19 protein-coding genes are annotated in these 20,476 nt (G+C 66.9%); 8 read left to right on the top strand and 11 right to left on the bottom strand.

What is annotated here, in order from left to right; translation table 11 throughout:
• Nucleotides 1-57: 57 nt before the first annotated feature.
• From Q1A87_RS02395 to glpD, 7 genes are read right to left on the bottom strand one after another with little or no spacing between them, the layout of a single operon-like run.
• A complete protein-coding gene (locus Q1A87_RS02395) occupies nt 58-333 on the bottom strand; it encodes a DUF2160 domain-containing protein (RefSeq protein ID WP_299646697.1) in 276 nt (91 codons plus the stop codon).
• Nucleotides 326-700, bottom strand: a complete 375-nt coding sequence (locus tag Q1A87_RS02400; protein ID WP_299646698.1) for a hypothetical protein — start codon at nt 698-700, stop codon at nt 326-328. Before Q1A87_RS02400 ends, Q1A87_RS02395 begins: the two co-directional genes overlap by 8 nt.
• Entirely contained in the window at nt 700-1,593 is an 894-nt protein-coding gene (locus Q1A87_RS02405) for a carbohydrate ABC transporter permease (RefSeq protein ID WP_299646700.1), read from the bottom strand. Before Q1A87_RS02405 ends, Q1A87_RS02400 begins: the two co-directional genes overlap by 1 nt.
• Nucleotides 1,590-2,465, bottom strand: coding sequence for a sugar ABC transporter permease (locus Q1A87_RS02410; RefSeq protein ID WP_299646702.1), 876 nt, complete (start codon nt 2,463-2,465; stop codon nt 1,590-1,592). Before Q1A87_RS02410 ends, Q1A87_RS02405 begins: the two co-directional genes overlap by 4 nt.
• Entirely contained in the window at nt 2,462-3,556 is a 1,095-nt protein-coding gene (locus tag Q1A87_RS02415; protein ID WP_299646704.1) for an ABC transporter ATP-binding protein, read from the bottom strand. Before Q1A87_RS02415 ends, Q1A87_RS02410 begins: the two co-directional genes overlap by 4 nt.
• Nucleotide 3,557: 1 nt before the next feature.
• The gene (locus Q1A87_RS02420; protein WP_299646706.1) at nt 3,558-4,646 is read right to left on the bottom strand and encodes an ABC transporter ATP-binding protein; all 1,089 of its coding nucleotides are present in this window, start codon (nt 4,644-4,646) and stop codon (nt 3,558-3,560) included.
• 16 nt (nt 4,647-4,662) lie between these two features.
• Complete coding sequence (glpD, locus tag Q1A87_RS02425) at nt 4,663-6,261, bottom strand: glycerol-3-phosphate dehydrogenase (protein ID WP_299646708.1); 1,599 nt, start codon at nt 6,259-6,261, stop codon at nt 4,663-4,665.
• Between the two features lie 210 nt (nt 6,262-6,471).
• On the opposite strand from glpD, the gene Q1A87_RS02430 reads away from it, so the two are divergent.
• The 5 genes from Q1A87_RS02430 to Q1A87_RS02445 all read left to right on the top strand — a co-directional run bounded on the left by Q1A87_RS02430 (nt 6,472) and on the right by Q1A87_RS02445 (nt 12,632).
• Entirely contained in the window at nt 6,472-7,278 is an 807-nt protein-coding gene (locus Q1A87_RS02430; RefSeq protein WP_299646710.1) for a DeoR/GlpR family DNA-binding transcription regulator, read from the top strand.
• Between the two features lie 139 nt (nt 7,279-7,417).
• Nucleotides 7,418-9,652 (top strand): NADP-dependent isocitrate dehydrogenase, encoded by a 2,235-nt coding sequence (locus tag Q1A87_RS02435; RefSeq protein ID WP_299646712.1) that lies wholly within the window; start codon nt 7,418-7,420, stop codon nt 9,650-9,652.
• Nucleotides 9,653-10,456: 804 nt separating this feature from the next.
• Nucleotides 10,457-10,759: a hypothetical protein gene (locus Q1A87_RS02440; protein ID WP_299646714.1), complete on the top strand. Its 303-nt coding sequence runs from the start codon at nt 10,457-10,459 to the stop codon at nt 10,757-10,759.
• 14 nt (nt 10,760-10,773) lie between these two features.
• Entirely contained in the window at nt 10,774-11,058 is a 285-nt protein-coding gene (locus Q1A87_RS24130; RefSeq protein WP_363322939.1) for a hypothetical protein, read from the top strand.
• A gap of 224 nt (nt 11,059-11,282) precedes the next feature.
• Entirely contained in the window at nt 11,283-12,632 is a 1,350-nt protein-coding gene (locus Q1A87_RS02445; RefSeq protein WP_299646716.1) for an AarF/ABC1/UbiB kinase family protein, read from the top strand.
• Here Q1A87_RS02445 and Q1A87_RS02450 read toward each other — a convergent pair.
• The gene (locus Q1A87_RS02450) at nt 12,629-13,189 is read right to left on the bottom strand and encodes a cupin domain-containing protein (protein WP_299646718.1); all 561 of its coding nucleotides are present in this window, start codon (nt 13,187-13,189) and stop codon (nt 12,629-12,631) included. The two genes, Q1A87_RS02445 and Q1A87_RS02450, sit on opposite strands and share 4 nt — an antisense overlap.
• A 293-nt stretch (nt 13,190-13,482) precedes the next feature.
• On the opposite strand from Q1A87_RS02450, the gene Q1A87_RS02455 reads away from it, so the two are divergent.
• The 3 genes from Q1A87_RS02455 (at nt 13,483) to Q1A87_RS02465 (ending at nt 17,371) form a co-directional block, all read left to right on the top strand.
• Complete coding sequence (locus Q1A87_RS02455; protein WP_299646720.1) at nt 13,483-15,129, top strand: bifunctional diguanylate cyclase/phosphodiesterase; 1,647 nt, start codon at nt 13,483-13,485, stop codon at nt 15,127-15,129.
• A gap of 29 nt (nt 15,130-15,158) precedes the next feature.
• A complete protein-coding gene (locus tag Q1A87_RS02460; RefSeq protein ID WP_299646722.1) occupies nt 15,159-15,614 on the top strand; it encodes a BLUF domain-containing protein in 456 nt (151 codons plus the stop codon).
• Between the two features lie 320 nt (nt 15,615-15,934).
• Complete coding sequence (locus Q1A87_RS02465; protein WP_299646724.1) at nt 15,935-17,371, top strand: MFS transporter; 1,437 nt, start codon at nt 15,935-15,937, stop codon at nt 17,369-17,371.
• A 7-nt stretch (nt 17,372-17,378) separates the two neighbouring features.
• Here Q1A87_RS02465 and Q1A87_RS02470 read toward each other — a convergent pair whose 3' ends face one another.
• The 3 genes from Q1A87_RS02470 to Q1A87_RS02480 are packed head-to-tail and all read right to left on the bottom strand — an operon-like array spanning nt 17,379 to nt 20,472.
• Nucleotides 17,379-17,897: a YetF domain-containing protein gene (locus Q1A87_RS02470; protein ID WP_299646725.1), complete on the bottom strand. Its 519-nt coding sequence runs from the start codon at nt 17,895-17,897 to the stop codon at nt 17,379-17,381.
• A gap of 56 nt (nt 17,898-17,953) precedes the next feature.
• A complete protein-coding gene (locus Q1A87_RS02475; protein ID WP_299646727.1) occupies nt 17,954-19,099 on the bottom strand; it encodes an iron-containing alcohol dehydrogenase in 1,146 nt (381 codons plus the stop codon).
• Complete coding sequence (locus Q1A87_RS02480) at nt 19,096-20,472, bottom strand: aldehyde dehydrogenase family protein (protein ID WP_299646729.1); 1,377 nt, start codon at nt 20,470-20,472, stop codon at nt 19,096-19,098. The genes Q1A87_RS02475 and Q1A87_RS02480 overlap by 4 nt, the downstream gene beginning before the upstream one ends.
• Between the last annotated feature and the right edge of the window lie 4 nt (nt 20,473-20,476).

The following is a 20,476-nucleotide window of genomic DNA, read 5'->3' on the forward strand; positions in this document are numbered from 1 at the left end:
GTGTCCTCCCTTTGGAACCTTTGGTTGTGCTGCGGCTCTCCTCGTCCGCAGGTCGGGCTACACCCAGCGGAACACCGCCGCGGCGTAGACGAGGCAGACGGCCATCGCCCAGGGCTGAGGCCCGAGTTCGAGGCCGAGCCAGAACAGGTTGATGAAAGCCGATCCGAGAAGCGTGATGAAGAGCCGGTCGCCCCGCGTCGTCTCGATCCGAAGCACGCCCTGCCGGGGCGTCTCGGGTCGCCGGATCGCGAGGATCGTGAAGACCACCAGGAGCGCCGCGATCGTGACGAAGAAGGCCGCCGTGGGCCAGGTCCAGGCCATCCAATTAAGCATGGCGCGGCTCGTACTCTACTTCATCGCTGTCCTCATCCTGAGTGGAGCGATGAAGTGGTTTGTTGCTTTCCAATGCCCATAAGTGGCCGGTTTTATTCTTACCTCGAGCTCCAACCTCGATGAGCAGGCGCTTAGTATCTTCATCGTTCGCCCCGATGACATGCTTTAAGGTCTCGAAGGTCCTCCATTCAGCTCGGCGCCCCGATTGCGTAGGAGGCATGTTTTTAGGCGTCAACATCCTTCGTAACATCTCTTTCTGGCGATCCTCCAAGCGCTTTTTAGGCCTGTCGGTGTTCCACCATTGATATCCGAGTTGGAGTCCTGCGACGATAAGACCGCCAAACATCGCAGCAAAGAATTCGCTCATCACACCCTCCCCAGGGCGAAGCCCTTGGCGATGTAGTTGCGGACGAACCAAATCACGAGCGCGCCCGGAATGATGGTGAGCACGCCCGCCGCGGCCAGGACGCCCCAATCCACCCCCGCCGCGCCCACGGTGCGGGTCATCGTGGCGGCGATCGGCTTGGCGTTCACGCTCGTCAGCGTCCGCGACAGCAGCAGCTCCACCCAAGAGAACATGAAGCAGAAGAACGCGGCGACGCCGATGCCAGACGCGATGAGCGGCATGAAGATCCGCACGAAGAAGCGCGGGAAGGAATAGCCGTCGATATAGGCCGTCTCGTCGATTTCCCGCGGCACGCCCCGCATGAAACCTTCGAGAATCCAGACCGCCAGCGGCACGTTGAAGAGGCAATGCGCCAGCGCCACGGCGATATGCGTGTCGAAGAGCCCGACCGCCGAATAGAGCTGGAAGAACGGCAGCGCGAACACGGCCGGCGGCGCCATGCGGTTCGTCAGAAGCCAGAAGAACAGGTGCTTGTCGCCGATGAACGAATACCGCGAGAAGGCGTAGGCCGCGGGCAGCGCGACGGCGAGGCTGATCGCCGTGTTCATCACCACGTAGATGAGCGAGTTGACGTAGCCCATGTACCAGGACGCGTCGCTCAGGATCGTCTCGTAATTCGCGAAGGTCAGGTTCCGCGGCCAGAGCGAGAAGGTCGAGAGGATCTCGGTGTTGGTCTTCAGGCTCATGTTCAGCAGCCAGTAGATCGGCAGCATCAGGAACAGGAGGTAAAGCCCCATCACCACGGCCGACCCGTTCGGCCGGAAGCGCCGGCGCGTGCGGCTCCCGGTGCGGTCCGCGGTGACGCGGCCGGGGATCGAGGCGGCGCCGGGGGCGGAGGCGGTCGTATCGGTCATCGGACGCCGTCCCTTTTGTCGAGGTTGGTCATCACGGTGTAGAACACCCACGAAACGAGCAGGATCACGAGGAAATACATCAGCGAGAAGGCTGCCGCGGGACCGAGGTCGAACTGGCCGAGGGCCATCTTCACGAGGTCAATCGACAGGAACGTCGTCGCGTTTCCCGGCCCCCCGCCGGTAACCACGAACGGCTCGGTATAGATCATGAAGCTGTCCATGAACCGCAGCAGGATGGCGATCATCAGCACGCCCGACATCTTCGGCAGCTCGATGTAGCGGAACACCTTCCACCGCGACGCCTGGTCGATCTTGGCGGCCTGGTAATAGGCGTCGGGGATTGAGCGGAGCCCGGCATAGGCCAGAAGCGCCACAAGCGACGTCCAGTGCCAGACATCCATCACGATCACGGTCGCCCAGGCCGCGATGAAGCCCTGCGTGTAGTTGTAGTCGATGCCGATCGCGTCGAGCGTGTAGCCCAGCAGGCCGATATCGACCCGCCCGAAGATCTGCCAGATCGTGCCGACCACGTTCCACGGAATGAGAAGCGGCAGCGACATCAGCACCAGGCAGAACGACGCCCAGACCCCGCTCTTGGGCATGTTGAGCGCGACGAAGATGCCGAGTGGCACCTCGATCGCGAGGATGATCGCCGAAAAGACGAGTTGCCGGACGAGCGCGTTCCACATCCGGTCGGAGGCGAGCATGTCGCGGAACCAGTCGAGTCCGGCCCAGAAGAAGACGTTGTTGCCGAACGTGTCCTGCACCGAATAGTTCACGACGGTCATCAGCGGGATGACGGCCGAGAAGGCCACCAGTACCAGCACCGGCAGGACGAGGAACCAGGCCTTCTGGTTGACGGTCTTCATCACGCGGCCTCCCTGCCCCGGCGCACCGGCGGCACGCGCCAGTCGTTCTCGTAGACATTGATCACGGCCGGGTCGAACACGATACGGTCGGCCCCGGCCGGAACGGTTTCATGCTCCGGCAGGATGGCGCTGCTCGAAGTTCCACCGACGTCGAGCCGGACGATCTTGTGACGGCCGACATCCTCGACGCGGCTCACCCGCGCCGGCACGCCCGGCCCGTCCGCACGCAGCGCGACGAATTCGGGCCGCACACCGACCTGCACCCGGCCCCGGCCGGTCTCGTGGACCGCGCCGAGGTCGACCTCGGCCCCGGCGATGCGCGCGGTCCGTCCGTATACCTCCGCGTCGAACAGGTTCATGCCCGGGGAGCCGATGAAGTAGCCCACGAAGGTATGCGCCGGACGCTCGAACAACTCCTGCGGCGTGCCGATCTGCACCACGCGTCCGTCGTACATTACGACCACCTTGTCGGCGAAGGTGAGCGCCTCGGTCTGGTCGTGGGTGACGTAGATCATCGTGTGGCCGAAATCCTGGTGCAGCTGCTTGAGTTGGGTGCGCAGCTCCCACTTCATGTGCGGGTCGATCACGGTGAGCGGCTCGTCGAAGAGGAGCGCGTTGACGTCCTTGCGCACCATGCCGCGGCCGAGCGAGATCTTCTGTTTGGCGTCCGCCGTGAGCCCCCGCGCCTTGCGGTCGAGCTCCGCCTCCATGCCGATCATCCGGGCGATCTCCTGCACCCGCTCGGCGACGTAGGTCTCGTCCCGGCCGCGGTTGCGCAGGGGGAAGGCCAGATTGTCGCGCACGCTCATCGTGTCGTAGACGACCGGAAACTGGAACACCTGCGCAATGTTGCGCTCCGCCGTCGGCGCGTGGGTCACGTCGTGGCCGTCGAAGAGGATGCGCCCCTGGCTCGGGTGAAGAAGCCCCGAGATGATATTGAGAAGCGTGGACTTTCCGCAGCCCGACGCACCGAGGAGCGCGTAGGCCTCGCCGTCGTTCCAGTCGTGATTGAGTTCCTTCAGGGCGTAGTCGTCCTCGCCCTTCGGCTGCGGCAGGTAGGAATGCGCGAGGTTGTCGAGCGTGATCTTCGCCATGTCAGGCGGCCTCCGCGTAGGATGCGGGCGAGACGAGGGCGCCGTCCTCGGTGAAGACGTAGACATGCGCCGGGTCGAGATGGATCACCAGTTCCTGTCCGGGTTTCAGGACGCGGATGCCGTGGACGAGCCCGACCCAGCGCTCGCCGTGATGGTCGAGATGGACGAAGGTCTCCGACCCGGTGATCTCGGTTACTGCGAGCTTCGTGCGAAAGGTCATCGCGCCCTCAACCGGACGGTCGAGCACGACGTGGTTCGGCCGGAACCCGGCGAGGTAATCGCCGTCGGTCAGCTCCGACGCCGCGTCCGGAACGAGCGAGGATTGTCCCTCGCCGAAGGACAGGGTCCCGCCCGTCTTGCGCACCCTCAGAAAGTTCATCGGCGGGTCCGAGAAGACCCGCGCAGTCGTGGCATCGACCGGGCGGCGGTAGACGGTGGGCGTCGCCCCGAACTGCGTCACGCGACCTTGCCAGAGCGTCGCCGTGTTGCCGCCCAGAAGCAGCGCCTCCTCCGGCTCGGTCGTGGCGTAGACGAAGATAGCGCCCGATTCCTCGAAGATGCGCGGGATCTCGGCGCGCAGCTCCTCGCGCAGCTTGTAGTCGAGGTTCGCGAGCGGCTCGTCGAGCAACACGAGCCCCGCATTCTTCACCAACGCACGGGCCAACGCGCAGCGCTGTTGCTGCCCGCCCGACAACTCCAGCGGCCGACGGTCGAGCATCGGCGTAAGGCGCATCATCTCGGCCACTTCTCTGACCCGCCGATCAATCTCGGCGCGATCCACGCCCATCAGCTTCATCGGCGAGGCGATGTTGTCGCGCACGCTCATCGACGGGTAGTTGATGAACTGCTGGTAGACCATCGCGACGCGCCGATCCTGCACCCGCTGCCCCGTCACGTCCTCGCCGTTCCACAGGATGCGTCCCGTCGTCGGCGCGTCGAGCCCGGCCATCAGGCGCATCAGCGAGGTCTTCCCCGCGAGCGTCGGACCGAGGAGCACGTTCATCGTGCCTTTCTCCAGCGTCAGATCCGTCGAGTGGATATGTGTCTGCCCGCCCACCACCTTGGACACGCCGTCGAGAATCAGGGTCATCTCGGTCCTCCTCCCGCTACTCGGCCGCCGACTGGCGGGAGATCCGCGCCCGGGCTTCGCTCATCCACGCGTCCAGCCGCTCGATCTGCACGTCCGTCAGGCGCAATCCCAGCTTCGACCGGCGCCACACGACGTCTTCCGCCGTGCGCGCCCATTCCCGTAACATCAGCCACTCGACCTCGCGCGCCGTCAACGTCGCGCCGAACGGCTCGCCAAGATCCGCCGCGCCTTTCGCGCCGTCCAGCATGTCCCAGGCCCCGGTCCCGTAGGCCCGGATCATCCGGCGACAGGCGTAATCGTCGAGAAATGGATGCTCGGCCTTCAGCCGCGCGACCAGTTCGCCGACCTCGTCCACGCCGAAATCTCCGCCCGGCAGGGGCACACCCGCCGTCCATTGACCCTTCACCACATCGAGATGCGCGCCGATCTTCTCCAACGCGCTTTCCGCCAGACGACGATAGGTCGTGATCTTGCCCCCGAACACGTTCAGAAGCGGCGCGCCGCCTTCGGAATCGACCCGCAACGTGTAATCCCGCGTCGCGGCCGAAGCGGATTGCGCGCCGTCGTCGTAGAGCGGCCGCACCCCGGAATAGGACCACACCACATCCGCCTCGGTCACGTCCCGCTTCAGGTAGGCGTTGACGAAGTCGAGCATGTAGTGCCGTTCCTCGGGCGTGCAGACCGGCTTCACGTCCGGATCCTCGTGCTCCTGGTCGGTGGTTCCGATCAGGGTGAACTCCTCCTCGTAGGGGATCGCGAACATGATCCGGCCGTCCGTTCCTTGGAAGAAATAGCACTTGTCGTGGTCGAAGAGCCTGCGGGTGACGATATGCGACCCGCGCACGAGGCGCACGCCCTCGCGGCTGTTCGAGCGGACCTTGGTCCGGATGACGTCGCCGACCCAGGGCCCGCCGGCATTTACCAGCATCCGGGCCCGGATCTCCCGCGTTTCCTCGCTTTCCCGGTCCACGAGCTTGACGACCCATAGGTCGCCGTCCCGACGTGCCTCCGTCACCTTCGTCCGCGTCAGGATGGTGGCGCCCCGCGCTTCCGCATCGCGGGCGTTGAGCACGACCAGACGGGAGTCTTCGATCCAGCAATCGCTGTATTCGTAGGCCGTCTCGAACCGATCCTTCAACGGCGCCCCTTCCGGCGTGCCGCGCAGGCGGATCGTCTCCGTCCCGGGCAGAATCTTCCGGCCGCCCAGGTTGTCGTAGAGAAACAGGCCGAGCCGGATGATCCAGGCCGGGCGCCGGCCCTTCGTCCAGGGCATCACCGCATTGAGAATACGCGAGGTCGGCGTTTCCCCCTCGAACCGCATGTCCTTATGGTAGGGCAGCACGAACCGCATCGGCCAGGAGATGTGCGGCATCGCGCGCAGGAGCGTCTCCCGCTCGATCAACGCCTCCCGCACCAGTCGCACCTCGAAATACTCGAGATAGCGCAGCCCGCCGTGGAACAGCTTGGTCGAGGCCGAGGACGTGGCCGAGGCGAGGTCGTTCATCTCGGCCAGCGTGACCGTCAGCCCCCGGCCGGCCGCATCGCGGGCGATGCCGCAGCCGTTGATGCCGCCGCCGACGATGACGAGATCCTGGATGTCCCCGTTGTCGAACACGCGGCCCTCCCCGCCCGATGCGCTCGCAATCGTGATAGCGCCAGCCGCGCGATAACGAAAGGGGTTTGTGCGCGTTTTCGTTCTTTTGCGAACGAAGAGGGCCATTTCGGAGACCGGTCGCATGTCGTTTTGCCTGTCGAAAGACGTCGAGCTTTGTCGATTGACAGGAACGAACCGATCCGCGCATTTTCGCGCCGGGAGGGACTGCCCATGTCGCAATCGTTCCGCCAGCCCGAAATCATCGAGATCGCCCGGCGCGACAGGATGGTTACGGTCGACGGTCTGGCCGCGCATTTCGGGGTCGCGTTGCAGACGATCCGCCGAGACCTCTCCGAACTCGCCGAGGCCGGGAAGCTCGAGCGCGTGCATGGCGGCGCGGTCCTGCCCTCGCGGGTGATCAATATCGGCTACGAGGATCGCCGCGAGCTGAACCCTGAGGCGAAGGCCGCGATCGCGCGGGCCTGCGCGGCGGAGATCCCGAACGACTGTTCCGTCTTCCTCAATATCGGCACTAGCACCGAGGCCGTCGCGACCGAACTGCTCGACCACGAGAACCTGCTCGTCGTCACGAACAACATGAACGTCGCCAACATCCTCGGCCAGAACGCCGCGTTCCGCGTCATCGTGACCGGTGGCGTGCTGCGGCGCTCCGACGGCGGGCTGGTGGGCGACGTGGCGATCTCCACGATCCGGCAGTTCAAGGTCGATATCGGCGTGATCGGTTGTTCGGCGCTGGATGCGGACGGTGACATCCTGGACTACGACCTTCAGGAGGTCGGGGTGAGCCAGGCGATCCTGCAGCAGTCGCGGCGCCGGTTCCTCGTTGCCGACCATTCCAAGTTCCAGCGATCCGCCCCGGCCCGTATCGCCGGGCTCGCGGAAATCGATGCCTTCTTCACCGACCGTCCCCCGCCCGACGAACTGGAGTCGCGCTGCCGCGACTGGCACACACGCGTGGTCACTGGTGCGCAAGCGAAGGACGTGGAGGCATCGAACCTTCGAGCGGACCGCGACTGAGGCGAGCACTGCCTTACGATCTTTGTCATCCCCAGCTTTAGCCGCCGTCGGGGCGGCGGGCGAGGCAGTTCCGGGCCGTTCCTCGTTGACCCCGGCCGCGCCTCCGGTCAGACGGTTGGCAAAGCAGGAGGACCGGACCATGACCGCGCAGAGCACGCCCGACATCATCTACACCAAGGTCGACGAGGCGCCGCAGATCGCCTCCGCCTCGCTCCTGCCGATCATCCAATCCTTCGCCGCGTCCGCCGGCATCGCGGTCGGCACGCGCGACATCTCGCTCGCCGGCCGTATCCTCGCCGCATTCCCGGAAGCGCTGAGCGAGGACCGGCGGCAATCGGACGACCTCGCGGTGTTAGGTGATCTCGTGAAGACGCCGGATGCGAACGTCATCAAGCTCCCGAACATCTCCGCCTCCGCGCCGCAGCTCACCGCCGCGATCCGCGAGTTGCAGGCGCAGAACTACGACCTGCCGGACTATCCGAACGATCCGCAGACTGACGCGGAGCGCGACGTCCGTGCCCGCTACGACGCGATCAAGGGTTCGGCCGTGAACCCCGTCCTGCGGGAGGGGAACTCCGATCGGCGCGCCGCCGTGGCCGTCAAGCGATACGCGATGGCCAACCCGCACTCGATGGGCGAATGGTCCGCCGACAGCCGCACGCGCGTTTCCACCATGTCGGAGGGCGACTTCCGTTCCAACGAGACCTCGGTCATCGTCACTGCGGCGCAGGCCGGCCCCGCGCGGATCGAGCTCGAGACGGCGAAGGGCACGCAGGTCATGAAGGAGGGCGTGTCCTTCCCGGAAGGCACCGTGGTCGACGCGACCTTCATGTCGGCCCGTGCGCTGGACCGCTTCCTCGCCGAACAGATCGCGGCGACGAAGGACGAGGGCACGCTCTTCTCGCTCCACCTCAAGGCGACGATGATGAAGGTCTCCGACCCGATCCTCTTCGGTCATGCGGTCCGCGAATACCTCAAGCCCGTCTTCGAGGCGCACGGGCCTGCGTTCGAAGCCGCGGGCGCCGATCCCAATTCTGGCCTCGGCGCCCTCTTCGCGCGCGTGGACGACATGGCGGACGGCGCCGCGATCCGCTCCGAGATCGACGCCGTCCTGGCCGACCGGCCGCCGCTCTACATGGTCGATTCCGACCGCGGGATCACCAACCTTCACGTTCCGTCCGACGTCATCATCGACGCCTCGATGCCGGCGTTGATCCGCGCTGGCGGTAAGGGCTGGGGTCCGGACGGCGAACCGGCCGATGCCAACTGCGTCATCCCCGACAGTTCCTACGCGGCGATCTACCGGGAGGCGATCGACTACTTCAAGGAGACCGGCGCGCTCGATCCGGCGACGGCCGGCACGGTGCAGAATGTGGGCCTGATGGCGCAGAAGGCGGAGGAATACGGCTCCCACCCGACGACGTTCGAGGTTCCCGCGGACGGCACGATGCGCGTGGTTGCGGCCAACGGCGACGTCCTGCACGAGCATCGCGTGGAGGCGGGCGACATCTGGCGTTCGGCCAATACCAAGAAGGCGCCGATCGAGGATTGGGTGAAGCTCGCCATCGAGCGACAGGCGGCGGAGAACTGCGAGGCGGTTTTCTGGCTCGACGAGACGCGGGCCCACGACGCGCAGCTGATCTCGCTGGTGAAGCCCCTGCTCGACGCGGCGGGCGTCTCCGACAAGTTCCGTATCATGGCGCCCGGCCCTGCTACCCGCGCCGCGTTGGAGACGATCCGCGCGGGCAAAAACCACATCGCGGTCAGCGGCAACGTGCTGCGCGACTACCTTACCGACCTGTTCCCGATCCTCGAGCTCGGCACCTCGGCCAAGATGCTCTCCGTGGTCAAGCTGATGAACGGGGGCGGCCTCTTCGAGACCGGGGCGGGCGGCTCCGCGCCCAAGCACGTCCAGCAGCTTCTGGAGCAGAACCACCTTCGCTGGGACTCCCTCGGCGAGTTCTGCGCTCTTGGGGAAAGTCTGCGGCTTCTTTCGGAGACGACGGGTAACGCGAAGGCGCGCGTGCTGGGCAACGCCGTCGACGTCGCGACGCAGGGCATCCTTGACGACGACCGCTCGCCGGGCCGCAAGGTCGGTCAGCCGGACAACCGCGATAGCCACTATTACTTCGCCCGCTACTGGGCCGAAGCGCTCGCCGCACAGGCGGACGACCCGGAGCTTGCGCAGCGGTTCGCCCCGATTGCCGAGGCGCTCGCGGAGAAGGAGGATACCATCCTTTCGGAGCTTCGTGCCGGCCGTGGGCAGGCCATCGACCTCGGCGGCTATTATCACACCGACGCCGACAAGACCGCGGCGGTGATGCGCCCCTCGTCCACCTTCAACGACGTAATCGCGCGTATCGCCGACGCCTGAGCAGTTGATTGCCGAACGGTTCGCGGCTTGCGGGCGTCAATCGAGACGAATGGCGCCCAATCGGCACTGAGCGGCGCGTCTGCCTCCGCGTCGGCAGATTGGATCGTTGTCGATGATGTCGCTCGTCGAATGCGTCTGTTCGACGAAAAGACGTAGTTTGCGCTCCAATATCCGCATGTTGGCCACGATGGCGATGGCGTCTTTGAAGAGGCTGACGGGCGACGACGAAGTCGCAAACCCTTGACCACTCCTAAACGATGCAAGGCGCCATCGAACCGTCCTGCGCCGTCGCGTGGATGGAGGGGACTGGCTCGACGTCAAATTGGATACGCAGGGCGTCTATCCAGACCGTGCGGCCATCGCGGAGATGCTCGGCTTGCCCCCGGCGCAGGTTCGGATCTCGCATCGACCCAGTCCGTGCTGCTACGGCCATGACAGCGGGGACGACGCAGCCGCCGACGCGGCGCTGATTGTGCGGGCCTATCCCGGCAGACCGATCCGATTGAGTTCGATGTGCGAACAACTCCTCAGTTCGAAGCCCTTTGGATTCTCTGTGACAACAGACGTGGTGGCGACCCTGAACGCGGACCGGCGCATCACGCGCTGAGCCTACGACTTGTGGAGCTGCGCCCATTCCACCCGATCCGGCGGCGCGGGGGACAAACTGCCCGTGACGATGCTGGGCGACGCGGTCGCAATCAAGTATCCGGACCTTCGCATCGTCCCGCCGGCCTGAACGACCGGAACGCAATGCCGCGCTACACGATCCCGAACGAGCGCATCCTCTGACATTTCGTCAACGACATGCCGCTCCACATCTCCGCCCTGCGCGCGCTCGGAGCGTTCGGCAACGTCGTCGAGCGCGAGGGCGTCATAGACGAGTTGGTGATCCTAGCCTGGGCTGGCTCAATCGCGTTCCGCCCGCGCCATCTCCACGACCCGCGGGCCATCGCCGTGATCGAACGAGCGGCGCGCGAGTTCGGCTGGTCGTCGGGTTCCCTGCCCCTGAATGGCGGCGGCAGCTTCGCCTCCGTGCGCTTCAAGAGCATAGCAACCTATCTCCCTTCGGCGTCGGGCTCGAGCCCGAGAGCAGGCGCATCAAGGTGAGTCGTGTGGTCGCCGTGACCGACAGCGGGGCCGCGGTGTACCCCGATGGTATCTGCATCCAGACCAAGGGCGGGATCGTGCAGGGGCTGAGCTGGGGGATTTACGAAGAGGTGATCCTCGACCGCATCACCGTCACCTCGATCGGCTGGTCAAGCAACCGATGTTGCCCATCGAGACGGTGCCGGATACAATCGACGTGTATGTCATCGCCCCCCGGACGCGCCGTTCCTAGGCGGGCAAGGCCACCCAGGGCCCGGCGATCACCAGTGAAATCCGCAGCGCCCGCAGGCGCCTCTTGACCCACATTGCCCCCGACGCGCGACAAGGTCCTCAGGGTATTGGGAACGCCGTAGAGCCTCCGCATCCCACCTTCTCCGGGGTCTTGCGAACGGGACAGGATCGCGCGGATGAAGACCCGGCTGGAGATGCGGTTCGTCCCGGCGGCGAGGCATTTCGCCGCGTCGCGTCCCGTGCGGCAAGGCCGGGCTATTTCTTTCGACGACAGGCGACCAACGAGACAAACGTGAACGACGACGAACTAAACGCGACGCGCGCCCCTGGCCTTCCGGTGCCCTCAAGCCGGCTCGCCCGGCTCGCCCGGCTCGGCTCCACCGGCGCGGGCGTGGCCGGCCGTGTCGCGGCCGGCGGGCTGGCGGAACTCGGCCGCGGGCGCCGGCCGCATCTGCGCGACCTGGTGCTTACGCCCGGCAACGTTCGCCGCGTGACCGACCAGCTCGCCGATATGCGCGGCGCGGCGATGAAGCTGGGCCAACTCCTGTCGATGGATGCGGGCGAAGTGCTGCCACCGGAGCTGGCCGCGATCATGGCGCGCCTGCGGGCGGGGGCGGAGGCGATGCCGCCGGCACAGCTCCGCCGCGTGCTCGACCGCGAATGGCCCCCAGGCTGGCTCGGCGCCTTTGCGCGCTTCGACGTCCACCCGATCGCCGCCGCCTCCATCGGACAGGTTCACCGGGCGGTGCTGAAGGGCGGACCGACGCTCGCGATCAAGGTCCAGTATCCCGGCGTCGCGGACAGCATCGACAGCGACGTGGCGAATGTCGGCGCGTTGATGCGGATGTCTGGCCTCCTGCCCCGCGGCTTCGACCTCGCGCCCTATCTTGCCGAAGCGCGCGCGCAGCTTCACGCCGAGACGGACTACGCAGCCGAAGGTGCCCATCTTGCCCGGTTCGGCGGTTTGCTCGGGGGGGACGACCGCTTCGCCGTGCCGGACTTCGTGGGGGAATGGTCGACCCGCTCGGTCCTGTCGATGTCGTTCATGCCGGGCGATCCGATCGAGACCGTGGAGCACGCGTCGCAGGCGATCCGCGACCGGGTGGCGCGGAACCTGATCGAACTGACGCTCCGCGAGCTCTTCGATTTCGGCTGGATGCAGACCGATCCGAATTTCGCGAACTACCGATGGGACGCGGAGGGCGGGCGGATCGTGCTGCTCGATTTCGGCGCGACCCGGCGGATCACGCCGGAGGTGGCCGACCTGCACCGCCGCCTCCTTACCGCGGCGCTCGACGGGGATCCGGCGACGCTGCGTGCGCTGGCGGCGGAGGTCGGCGTGATCGGTCCGGACACGTCCCCTGCCCATGCGAACCGCCTCGTCGCCATGGCCGAAATCGCCTGCGCCGAACTGCGCCGGAACGAACCGCTCGACATCGCGGCGCTGGACCTGCCGCGCCGGATGCAGGCCGAGGCGCTCGCTCTGGCCGAGGACGGGCTCGTTCCGCCGCCGCTCCCGATGGATGCGCTGCATGTCCAGCGGAAGATTGCCGGCATGTACCTGCTGGCCGCCCGCCTGCGCGCGCGCGTTCCCGTGCGAGAGCTGGTCGAAGCGCATCTCGGGCGCACCGGTCCGAACTAGCCTTCGGGTATCGCGCCCCACGCCTTCGGAAGCGGCCCGTCCCGACCGTAGATCGGGTCCGTTCCGGGTCGGGGGACGGCGGCGATCCGGTCGCGCACCGCGCCGTCATGGGGCGCTTCGGCCCGGACGGTATCGTACTCCTCCTGACCGGGCGGATAGGCGCCGCAGATCTGGAAGTCTCCGCTCGCCGTGATTTGGCAATGCCCGATCCCCGGCGGAATGACGATGACGTCCCCGGCCGCGACGGGCACCTCCTCGCCCGCTGGCCCACCGAGCATCAGCCTAGCCTCGCCGGTCGCGACGGCCAGAACCTCGTGCGCGTTCGGGTGATAGTGATGGTAGGGAAAGACCTGCCAGACCCAGCTGCCGCCCCACCCGTTCGCCTCCAGAAGCGCCGTCACCGCTCGGGGGGCGGCCCCGTTCCCAAGTGCGCCGCGCATCAGGACCACGGACAGGTCTGGATTGTTCGGAACGGTCCCATCATCGGCGAAGCGGAGTTCGCGTATCGTGATCTCCGCCATGGGAGCGACATTCGCCATCGCATTTCCTTGGGTCATTCCAGCCTCTCCCATGCTCCGGGATCCCATCCCGCGGCGCCTCTTTCATTCCGTTCGACACGGGAACCCGCCGCGAAGAGACCTGCCGCCGCGCAGACATATTTCCGTATCAACCACCGTCGAGGGCCCGTCGTCCCGTCACGACCCCGGCGCAGCATCCGACGCGCACAACTCTCCTAGAGGTTTAGGAAAGAATGGCCGACGTGCCGCGTTTCGGCCGCATTTCGCGGAGGATTCCTTTAACACCTCGACGTAGAACCTTTCGCGGACGTTTGACCCAAGGACACCCGCGAATGCTGGATCTATCTAAGACATTGCCCACGAAGCGTTCGGCCGGTGCACCATCCTCCGGACCGGCGCGCGCCTTCGAGGCGTCGTTCGCTCTGGTGAACGTGGACACGTCCGGTCGCGTGATCTTTGCCGACCCGAAATTCTGCGCCCTGCTCGGCCTGGGTGGTGGCGACGACCCGGCGGGGCGCGCCCTCCGCGACGTGGCCCCCGGCACGGCGTTGCCCGGGGCCGGCCCCGTCCAAGCCGGCTTCGCCTCGACCCTCACGGACGCGGACGGCCGGGAGCATTCCGTCGCCTGGACATTCACGGGACCGAACGGCTTCGTCGGTCTGGTCGCCACCGGCGCCAGCGCCGATATCCGCAGCGCCTTCACCCTGGACGAGCTGACCGGCCTGCCCAACCGGGCCGCCCTGATCCCCGCCTTCGGCGCCATGCTCGAACGCGGCAGCATGCCGGACACCGCGCATGTCGCAGCCTGCCTCGATCTGGACCGGTTCAAGCGCGTGAACGATTCCCTCGGGCATGCCGCCGGGGACGAACTCCTGCGGAAGGTGGCCAAGCGGTTGTCGGGCTCGATCCGGCCCTCGGACGTCGTGCTCAGGATGGGCGGCGACGAATTCACGATCCTGTTCGCGAATTGCAGGCCCGAACTCGTCGAATCCCTCGCGACGCGGATCATCGACGTCATCTCGCGCCCCTTCGTCGTGCACGGCCATCAGGTCTCGGTCGGGACGAGCGTCGGCCTCGCCATCCTGCAACCGGGCGAGACCGACGTGGCGGACCTGCTGCGCCGGGCGGACGTGGCGCTCTACCAGAGCAAGAATGCCGGTCGTGGCCGCTTCAGCTGGTTCGAGGAAGGCATGCTCGCCGCGCTGAACGAGCGCCGGCTGCTGGAGACCGAGCTGCGCAAGGCGCTGCTGCTCGATCAATTCGAGCTGGCCTATCAGGCGCAGTTCGATTTCGGCACGGACTCGGTTTCCGGCTTCGAGGCGCTGATCCGCTGGCGCCACCCGGTGCGCGGCCTCGTCTCGCCGGCCGCCTTCATCCCGATCGCGGAGGAGACGCGCGAGATCCTGAAGATCGGCGCCTGGGTCCTCGAGGAGGCCTGCCGCATGGCCATGACCTGGCCCGCCGGCATCACCGTCGCGGTCAACGTCTCGCCGGTGCAGTTCGAAGCGGAAGGCTTCGTGGAAAGCGTCCGGGCGGCGCTGACGGCGTCGGGGCTGCCGCCGACGCGCCTCGAGCTCGAACTGACGGAATCGGTCCTGCTCACCAACGACGACCTGGTGATCGAACGCATGCACGCGCTGCGCGATCTCGGCGTCAGGCTGTCGCTCGACGATTTCGGAACGGGATATTCCTCGCTCAACTACTTGCGGAAATATCCCTTCAACAAGGTCAAGATCGACCAGTCCTTCGTGCGCGAGCCCTTTGCGGACGAGAACGCCCACCACATCGTCACGGCTGTGGCCGGCCTGGGCGCGTCGATGGGCATGACCGTGATCGCGGAAGGCGTCGAGACGGAGGAACAGCTCGACCGGATCCGCGGACAGGGCTGCTCGGCCGCCCAGGGCTATCTGTTGAGCCGCCCGATCCCGGCCGCGGACATCGCCACCTATCTCGCCGCGTCGTCGACGCGCGAGCGCTGATTCTCTACCTCGACTAAAAGGATGACGAAATGACGATCCTGCAACCCGACCTCCTGCGGCTCGTGTATTTCAGCCGCAATCGCATTTCCCGGCCTGACTGCGAGATGATCTGGGAGATCGATCAGATCCTCGAGACGTCGCAGGTCAACAATGGCCGCGCCGGCGTCACCGGCGCGCTGATCTTCAACGACGGCGTGTTCGGGCAGGTCCTCGAAGGTCCGAAGGACGCGGTGGAGGAAACCTTCGAGCGCATCCAGCTCGACGAACGGCACCATGACGTGACCCTGCTCGACATCACGCCGATCGACGAACGCAGCTTCGCGGACTGGTCGATGGGGTTCGTCGGGTCGCACAGCCTTCGCGCCACCTACGAAGTGCAGACCAAGGTGACGGATTTCGACATCTCGCGCCTCGACGGCGATGAGATCTTCAAGATGCTTCTCCTGCTCACGCTGAAAAACGAGGTTACCGCGAAGGCGGCCTGATCCCGCCGAGGTGTACCCTGCCATTCGACGCGCTTCGGGCGCCGCTGCCTGTTGCCGGCGACGGCGCCTCTCCGCGGCCAGTCACGACACCCCGCGCTACCGGGTCCGTGCGTGGACCTGGCGTTCGTCAAATCACCGGCGCGACTCGCGCCAACGCCTGTCCACCCGCATGTGCGATGCCCGCTCGTGCGACCCGGAGAGGTGGGCCGGCTCGTATCATGCGGAGCCCGCAGGCGCTTAAACTCCGGAGACACGACGCCAGCCATCGACGTTGCCGTCTGGACATTTAGGTTGCGGTCCGTACCCGACACGGACCCGCCATGCCCCGAGCCTCTTCCCCCGATCCCGCCTCGCGACGCAAATGGGCCGCTGCGGCCGTGCTGCTGCTGGCGAACTTCATGAACCTGATCGACATCACCATCGTGAATGTCGCCCTGCCCTCGATGCAGGAGGAACTCTCGGCGCCCCCGAACCTCATCGAATGGATCGTGGCGGGCTACACCTTCTCCTTCGCGCTGCTCTTGCTGCCGGCCGGGCGGATGGGCGACCTCTACGGGCGCCGGAGGATGTTCGTGGCCGGGATCGTGATCTTCACGGTGGCCTCCCTCGTCTGCGGACTCGCGCCTAGCGTCGGCACGCTGGTCGGCGCACGGGTGGTGCAGGGCATGGGGGCCGCGATCATGACGCCGCAGACGCTCGCGCTGGTGCCGCGCCTGTTCCCGCCCGAGCAGCGGGGCGCGGCCTTCGGTCTCTTCGCGCTCACGGCGGGGCTCGCCTCCGTCACCGGGCCGATCGTCGGCGGGCTCCTGATCGGGGCCGATCTGTTCGGGCTGACCTGGCGGCCGATCTTCCTCGTCAACATCCCCCTCGGAATCGCGGCGCTGGTCGGCGCGTTCCTCTTCGTGCCACGCGCGGAGGGGGATGCGCGCCTCGGCACCGACGGGATCGGCATCCTTCTGGCGGGGCTGGCGATGCTCGCGGTGCTGGTTCCACTGATCGAGGCGCCCGCGCTCGGCTGGCAGGCTTGGATGATCGCGCCGATCCTCGCGGCCATTCCGCTCGGCTGGGGATTCCTGCACTGGCAACGACGGCAGGAAGCGCGCGATCGGCCGCAGCTCCTGCCGATGCGGCTCGCACGATCCGGCCCGTTCCTGACCGGCGGATTGCTCAGCGCGGTCCTGTTCTCGGCGGCGCCGGCCTATTTCTTCACGATCGCGCTCTACCTGCAATCGGGCTACGGGCTCTCGCCGCTGCAATCGGGCCTGACGACGACGCCGTTCCCGCTTGGCGTGCTGGTTGCCTCGGCCACGACCGGATGGTTCGGGTCGCGGTGGATGCGCGGGCGCGTCGTGGGCGGCGGGCTCCTCTTCGCGGCGGGCTTCGTCGGACAGGGCTGGGCCGTCATGGGCATGGGTGCCGAGATCTCCTGGCTGCGCATGGCGCCGTGGTTCTTCCTCGGCGGCCTCGGCCTCGGCAACATCGTCTCGCCGCTCTACCAGATCGCGCTGGCCGCCGCGGGCGACAACGAAACCGGGTCCGCCTCGGGCGCGGTACAGGCGATCCGTCAGGTCGGCATCGCCTTCGGCGTCGCCATCATGGGTGGCCTGTTCTTCACGATCCTGGGCGACGCGGCGCAGGGCGATCAGGCAGCCTACCGCGCGGCGATGCTCGGCGCGATCGCCTATGCCTGTCTCGTGGCGCTCACCATCGTCGCGACGCCGTTCTTCGCGCCGATGCAGATGACCGAGGAGGGCTGAGGCATCCTCATGTGCCCGCGTCGGCATGCGGGTTCTGCTTCTTCTGCTCGCCGTCGATGACCGAGAAGGAGCCGTCAGATTCGAGAATCACCGCCGCGATGTCCTTCAGGCCCCTCTGCCCCTCGGTGCGCACCACCGTCTCGAGCTCCGCCTTCGTGACGCGGGCACGGCGCATCGCGTCGTGGAGCGGCGCGCCGTCGCGAAGCAGTAGCGTCGGCTCGGACCGGACAGCATGCGCGAAGCGTTCGGAGCGCACCGACAAGGTCGTCACCGCGTATTGCAGCACGATGAGGAGGACGAGCGCGGTCGCCCCTTCGGCCAGCGCGACGCTCTCGCTCAGCAGGATCGAGGCAAGCGTCGAGCCGAAGGCGACCGTGATGACGAGGTCGAAGGCGTTGAGCTTGGCGAGCGTGCGCTTGCCCGAGACCCGGAGCGAGAAGACGAGGAACACGTAAGCGAGCGTGCCCACGATGAGCGTTCGCACGATCCCGCTCCAGCTTTGAAAGAACATCTCGGACCAGTTCATGGGCGCCTCCGTTCGCGTTCAACGACCCGCTCGCCGGGATTGTTTCGCCCAGCCCGTCAGATCACCCGTTCGAACAGGTCGCGCAGTCCGTCCGCGGTCAGCTCGACCGGGTTGCCGCCGCAGGACGGGTCGCGCAGCGCCATCGGCACGAGTTCGTCGATCCGCGCGGGATCCGCGCCGAGATCGCGCAGGCGCTTGGGCACGCCGAAGCCGTCGTTGAACCCGTCCACGAAGGCGCGGAACCCGTCGAACCCGCCCTCGATGCCGAGATAGGGGGCGGCGCGGTCGAAGCGGTCGCGGATGGCATCGGCGTTGAAGTCCAGCACGGCGGGCATGCAGATGGCGTTGGTGGTGCCGTGATGGGTGTTGAACACGGCTCCGATCGGATGGCTCAGCGCATGGATGGCGCCGAGCCCCTTCTGGAACGCGACCGCGCCCATCGAGGCCGCCGACATCATGTGCGTGCGCGCCTCGAGATCGTCCGGTTCGGCATAGGCTCGGGGCAGATTCTCGATCACCAGCCGCATTCCCTCCAGCGCGATGCCTTGGCTCATCGGATGATAATGCGGCGAGGAGAACGCCTCGACGCAATGCGCGAACGCGTCGAGGCCGGTGCCCGCGGTGATGTGCGGCGGCATCCCCACCGTCAGTTCCGGGTCGGCCAGCACGATGGTCGGCAGGACCTTCGGGTGGAAGATGATCTTCTTCTCGTGAGTCTGCGCGTTCGTGATGACACTGGCCCGGCCGACCTCCGATCCGGTACCCGCCGTCGTCGGCACGGCGATGATGGGCGCGATGGCATCGGCATCGGCGCGCGTCCACCAATCGGCCACGTCCTCGAAATCCCAAACCGGGCGGATCTGACCCGCCATGAACGCGACCATCTTGCCGAGGTCAAGGCCCGAGCCGCCGCCGAAGGCGATCACCCCGTCATGCTCGCCCGCGCGGTAAGCTGCGACGCCGGCGGCGAGGTTCACCTCGTTGGGGTTCGGATCGACCTTGGCGAAGATCGCCGGGGCGAATCCTGCCTCCTCGAGAATGGTCAGCGCCCGCGCCGTCACCTCGAGTTTCGCCAGCCCCCGGTCGGTCACCAGGAGCGGGCGTTGCATCCCCGCCTCGATACAGGCCTGCGGCAGTTCCGCGATCCGGCCGGCACCGAAGCGGATGGCGTTGGGATAGGACCAGCGGCCGGCAAGCGTCATGGCGAGACCTTCAGATGGTAGGATTTCGGGCGGGTGAGGTTGTGGTAGCCGATCACCGAGAGCCCACCGCCCCGCCCGGTATCCTTGCAGCCCGTCCAGCACAGGCCGGGGTCGAGATAGTCGGCGCGGTTCAGGAACACGGTTCCGGTCTCGATCCGATCGCTGAGCGCGGCTGCGCGCACCTCGTCCGCCGACCAGAGGCTCGCAGTCAGGCCGTAGCGCGAGTCGTTCATCAGGCGCACCGCCTCGTCGTCGTCTTCCACGCGCATGATGCCGACCACGGGGCCGAAGCTCTCCTCCCGCATCACGTCCATGTCGTGCGTCACATCCGTCAGGACCTGCGGCCCGAGATATGCGCCGCCGTCGTCGGCCGGGTCGGTCTCGAGATGCGCGGTCGCGCCCGCCGCGACGGCCGCCTCGGTCTGTGCGCGGACATGCGCTGCGAAGCGGGCATGGGCCATCGGCCCGATGGTCGTCTCCCGGTCGAGCGGGTTGCCCAGCACCTGCGCCTGCGCCCAGGCCACGGCGCGCTCGACGAACGCGTCGTAATGCCGGTCGTGGACATAGATGCGCTCGATCCCGCAGCAGCATTGCCCGGAATTGAACATCGCCCCGTCCATCAGCGTGTCCACGGCCGCGGCGACGTCCGCGTCCTCCATGACGTAGCCCGGATCCTTGCCGCCGAGCTCGGTCGCAACGGGAACGAATGTGCCGGCCGCCGCGCGCTCCATCGCCTGACCGCCCGCGACGGAGCCGGTGAAGTTCACCGCGTCGAAGGTTCGTGCGCGCAGCAGCGCGTCGGTCGTGTCGTGGTCGAGGAAGACGTTTTGGAACACCGCATCCGGAATGCCCGCCGAATGGAAGGCCCGCGCCATCCGCTCGCCAGCCAAGAGTGTTTGCGTCGCGTGCTTGAGCACCACCGCGTTGCCCGCGATGAGGGCGGGCGCGACCGTGTTGATCGCGGTCATGTAGGGGTAGTTCCAGGGCGCGACGACGAAGACGACGCCCCAAGGCAGCCGGCGGATGTAGCGGTGGAACTTGTTGTCCGAGCCGACCTCGATATCGGCCAGCGCGGTGGCGGCGATGTCGGCCATGTAGCGGCCGCGCTCGGCGAAGCCCGCGAACTCGCCGCCGTAGCGGACCGGGCGGCCCATCTGCCAAGCGAGCTCCGGCACGATCTCGTCGTTCATCGCGCCGACCGCCTCGATCCCCGCAAGGACGAGGCGGACGCGCTCGTCGAGGGGACGCGCGGCCCACTTTGCCTGCGCGCGCCGCGTTTCGTCCACGGCCGACCGGGCCGCATCGAAGTCCATCGCGGGACGTTCGGCATAGACCGATCCGTCGACCGGCGAGATACATTGCAGCATTGTCATTCCC

Source organism: uncultured Jannaschia sp. (assembly GCF_947494055.1).
Lineage (GTDB): Bacteria > Pseudomonadota > Alphaproteobacteria > Rhodobacterales > Rhodobacteraceae > Jannaschia.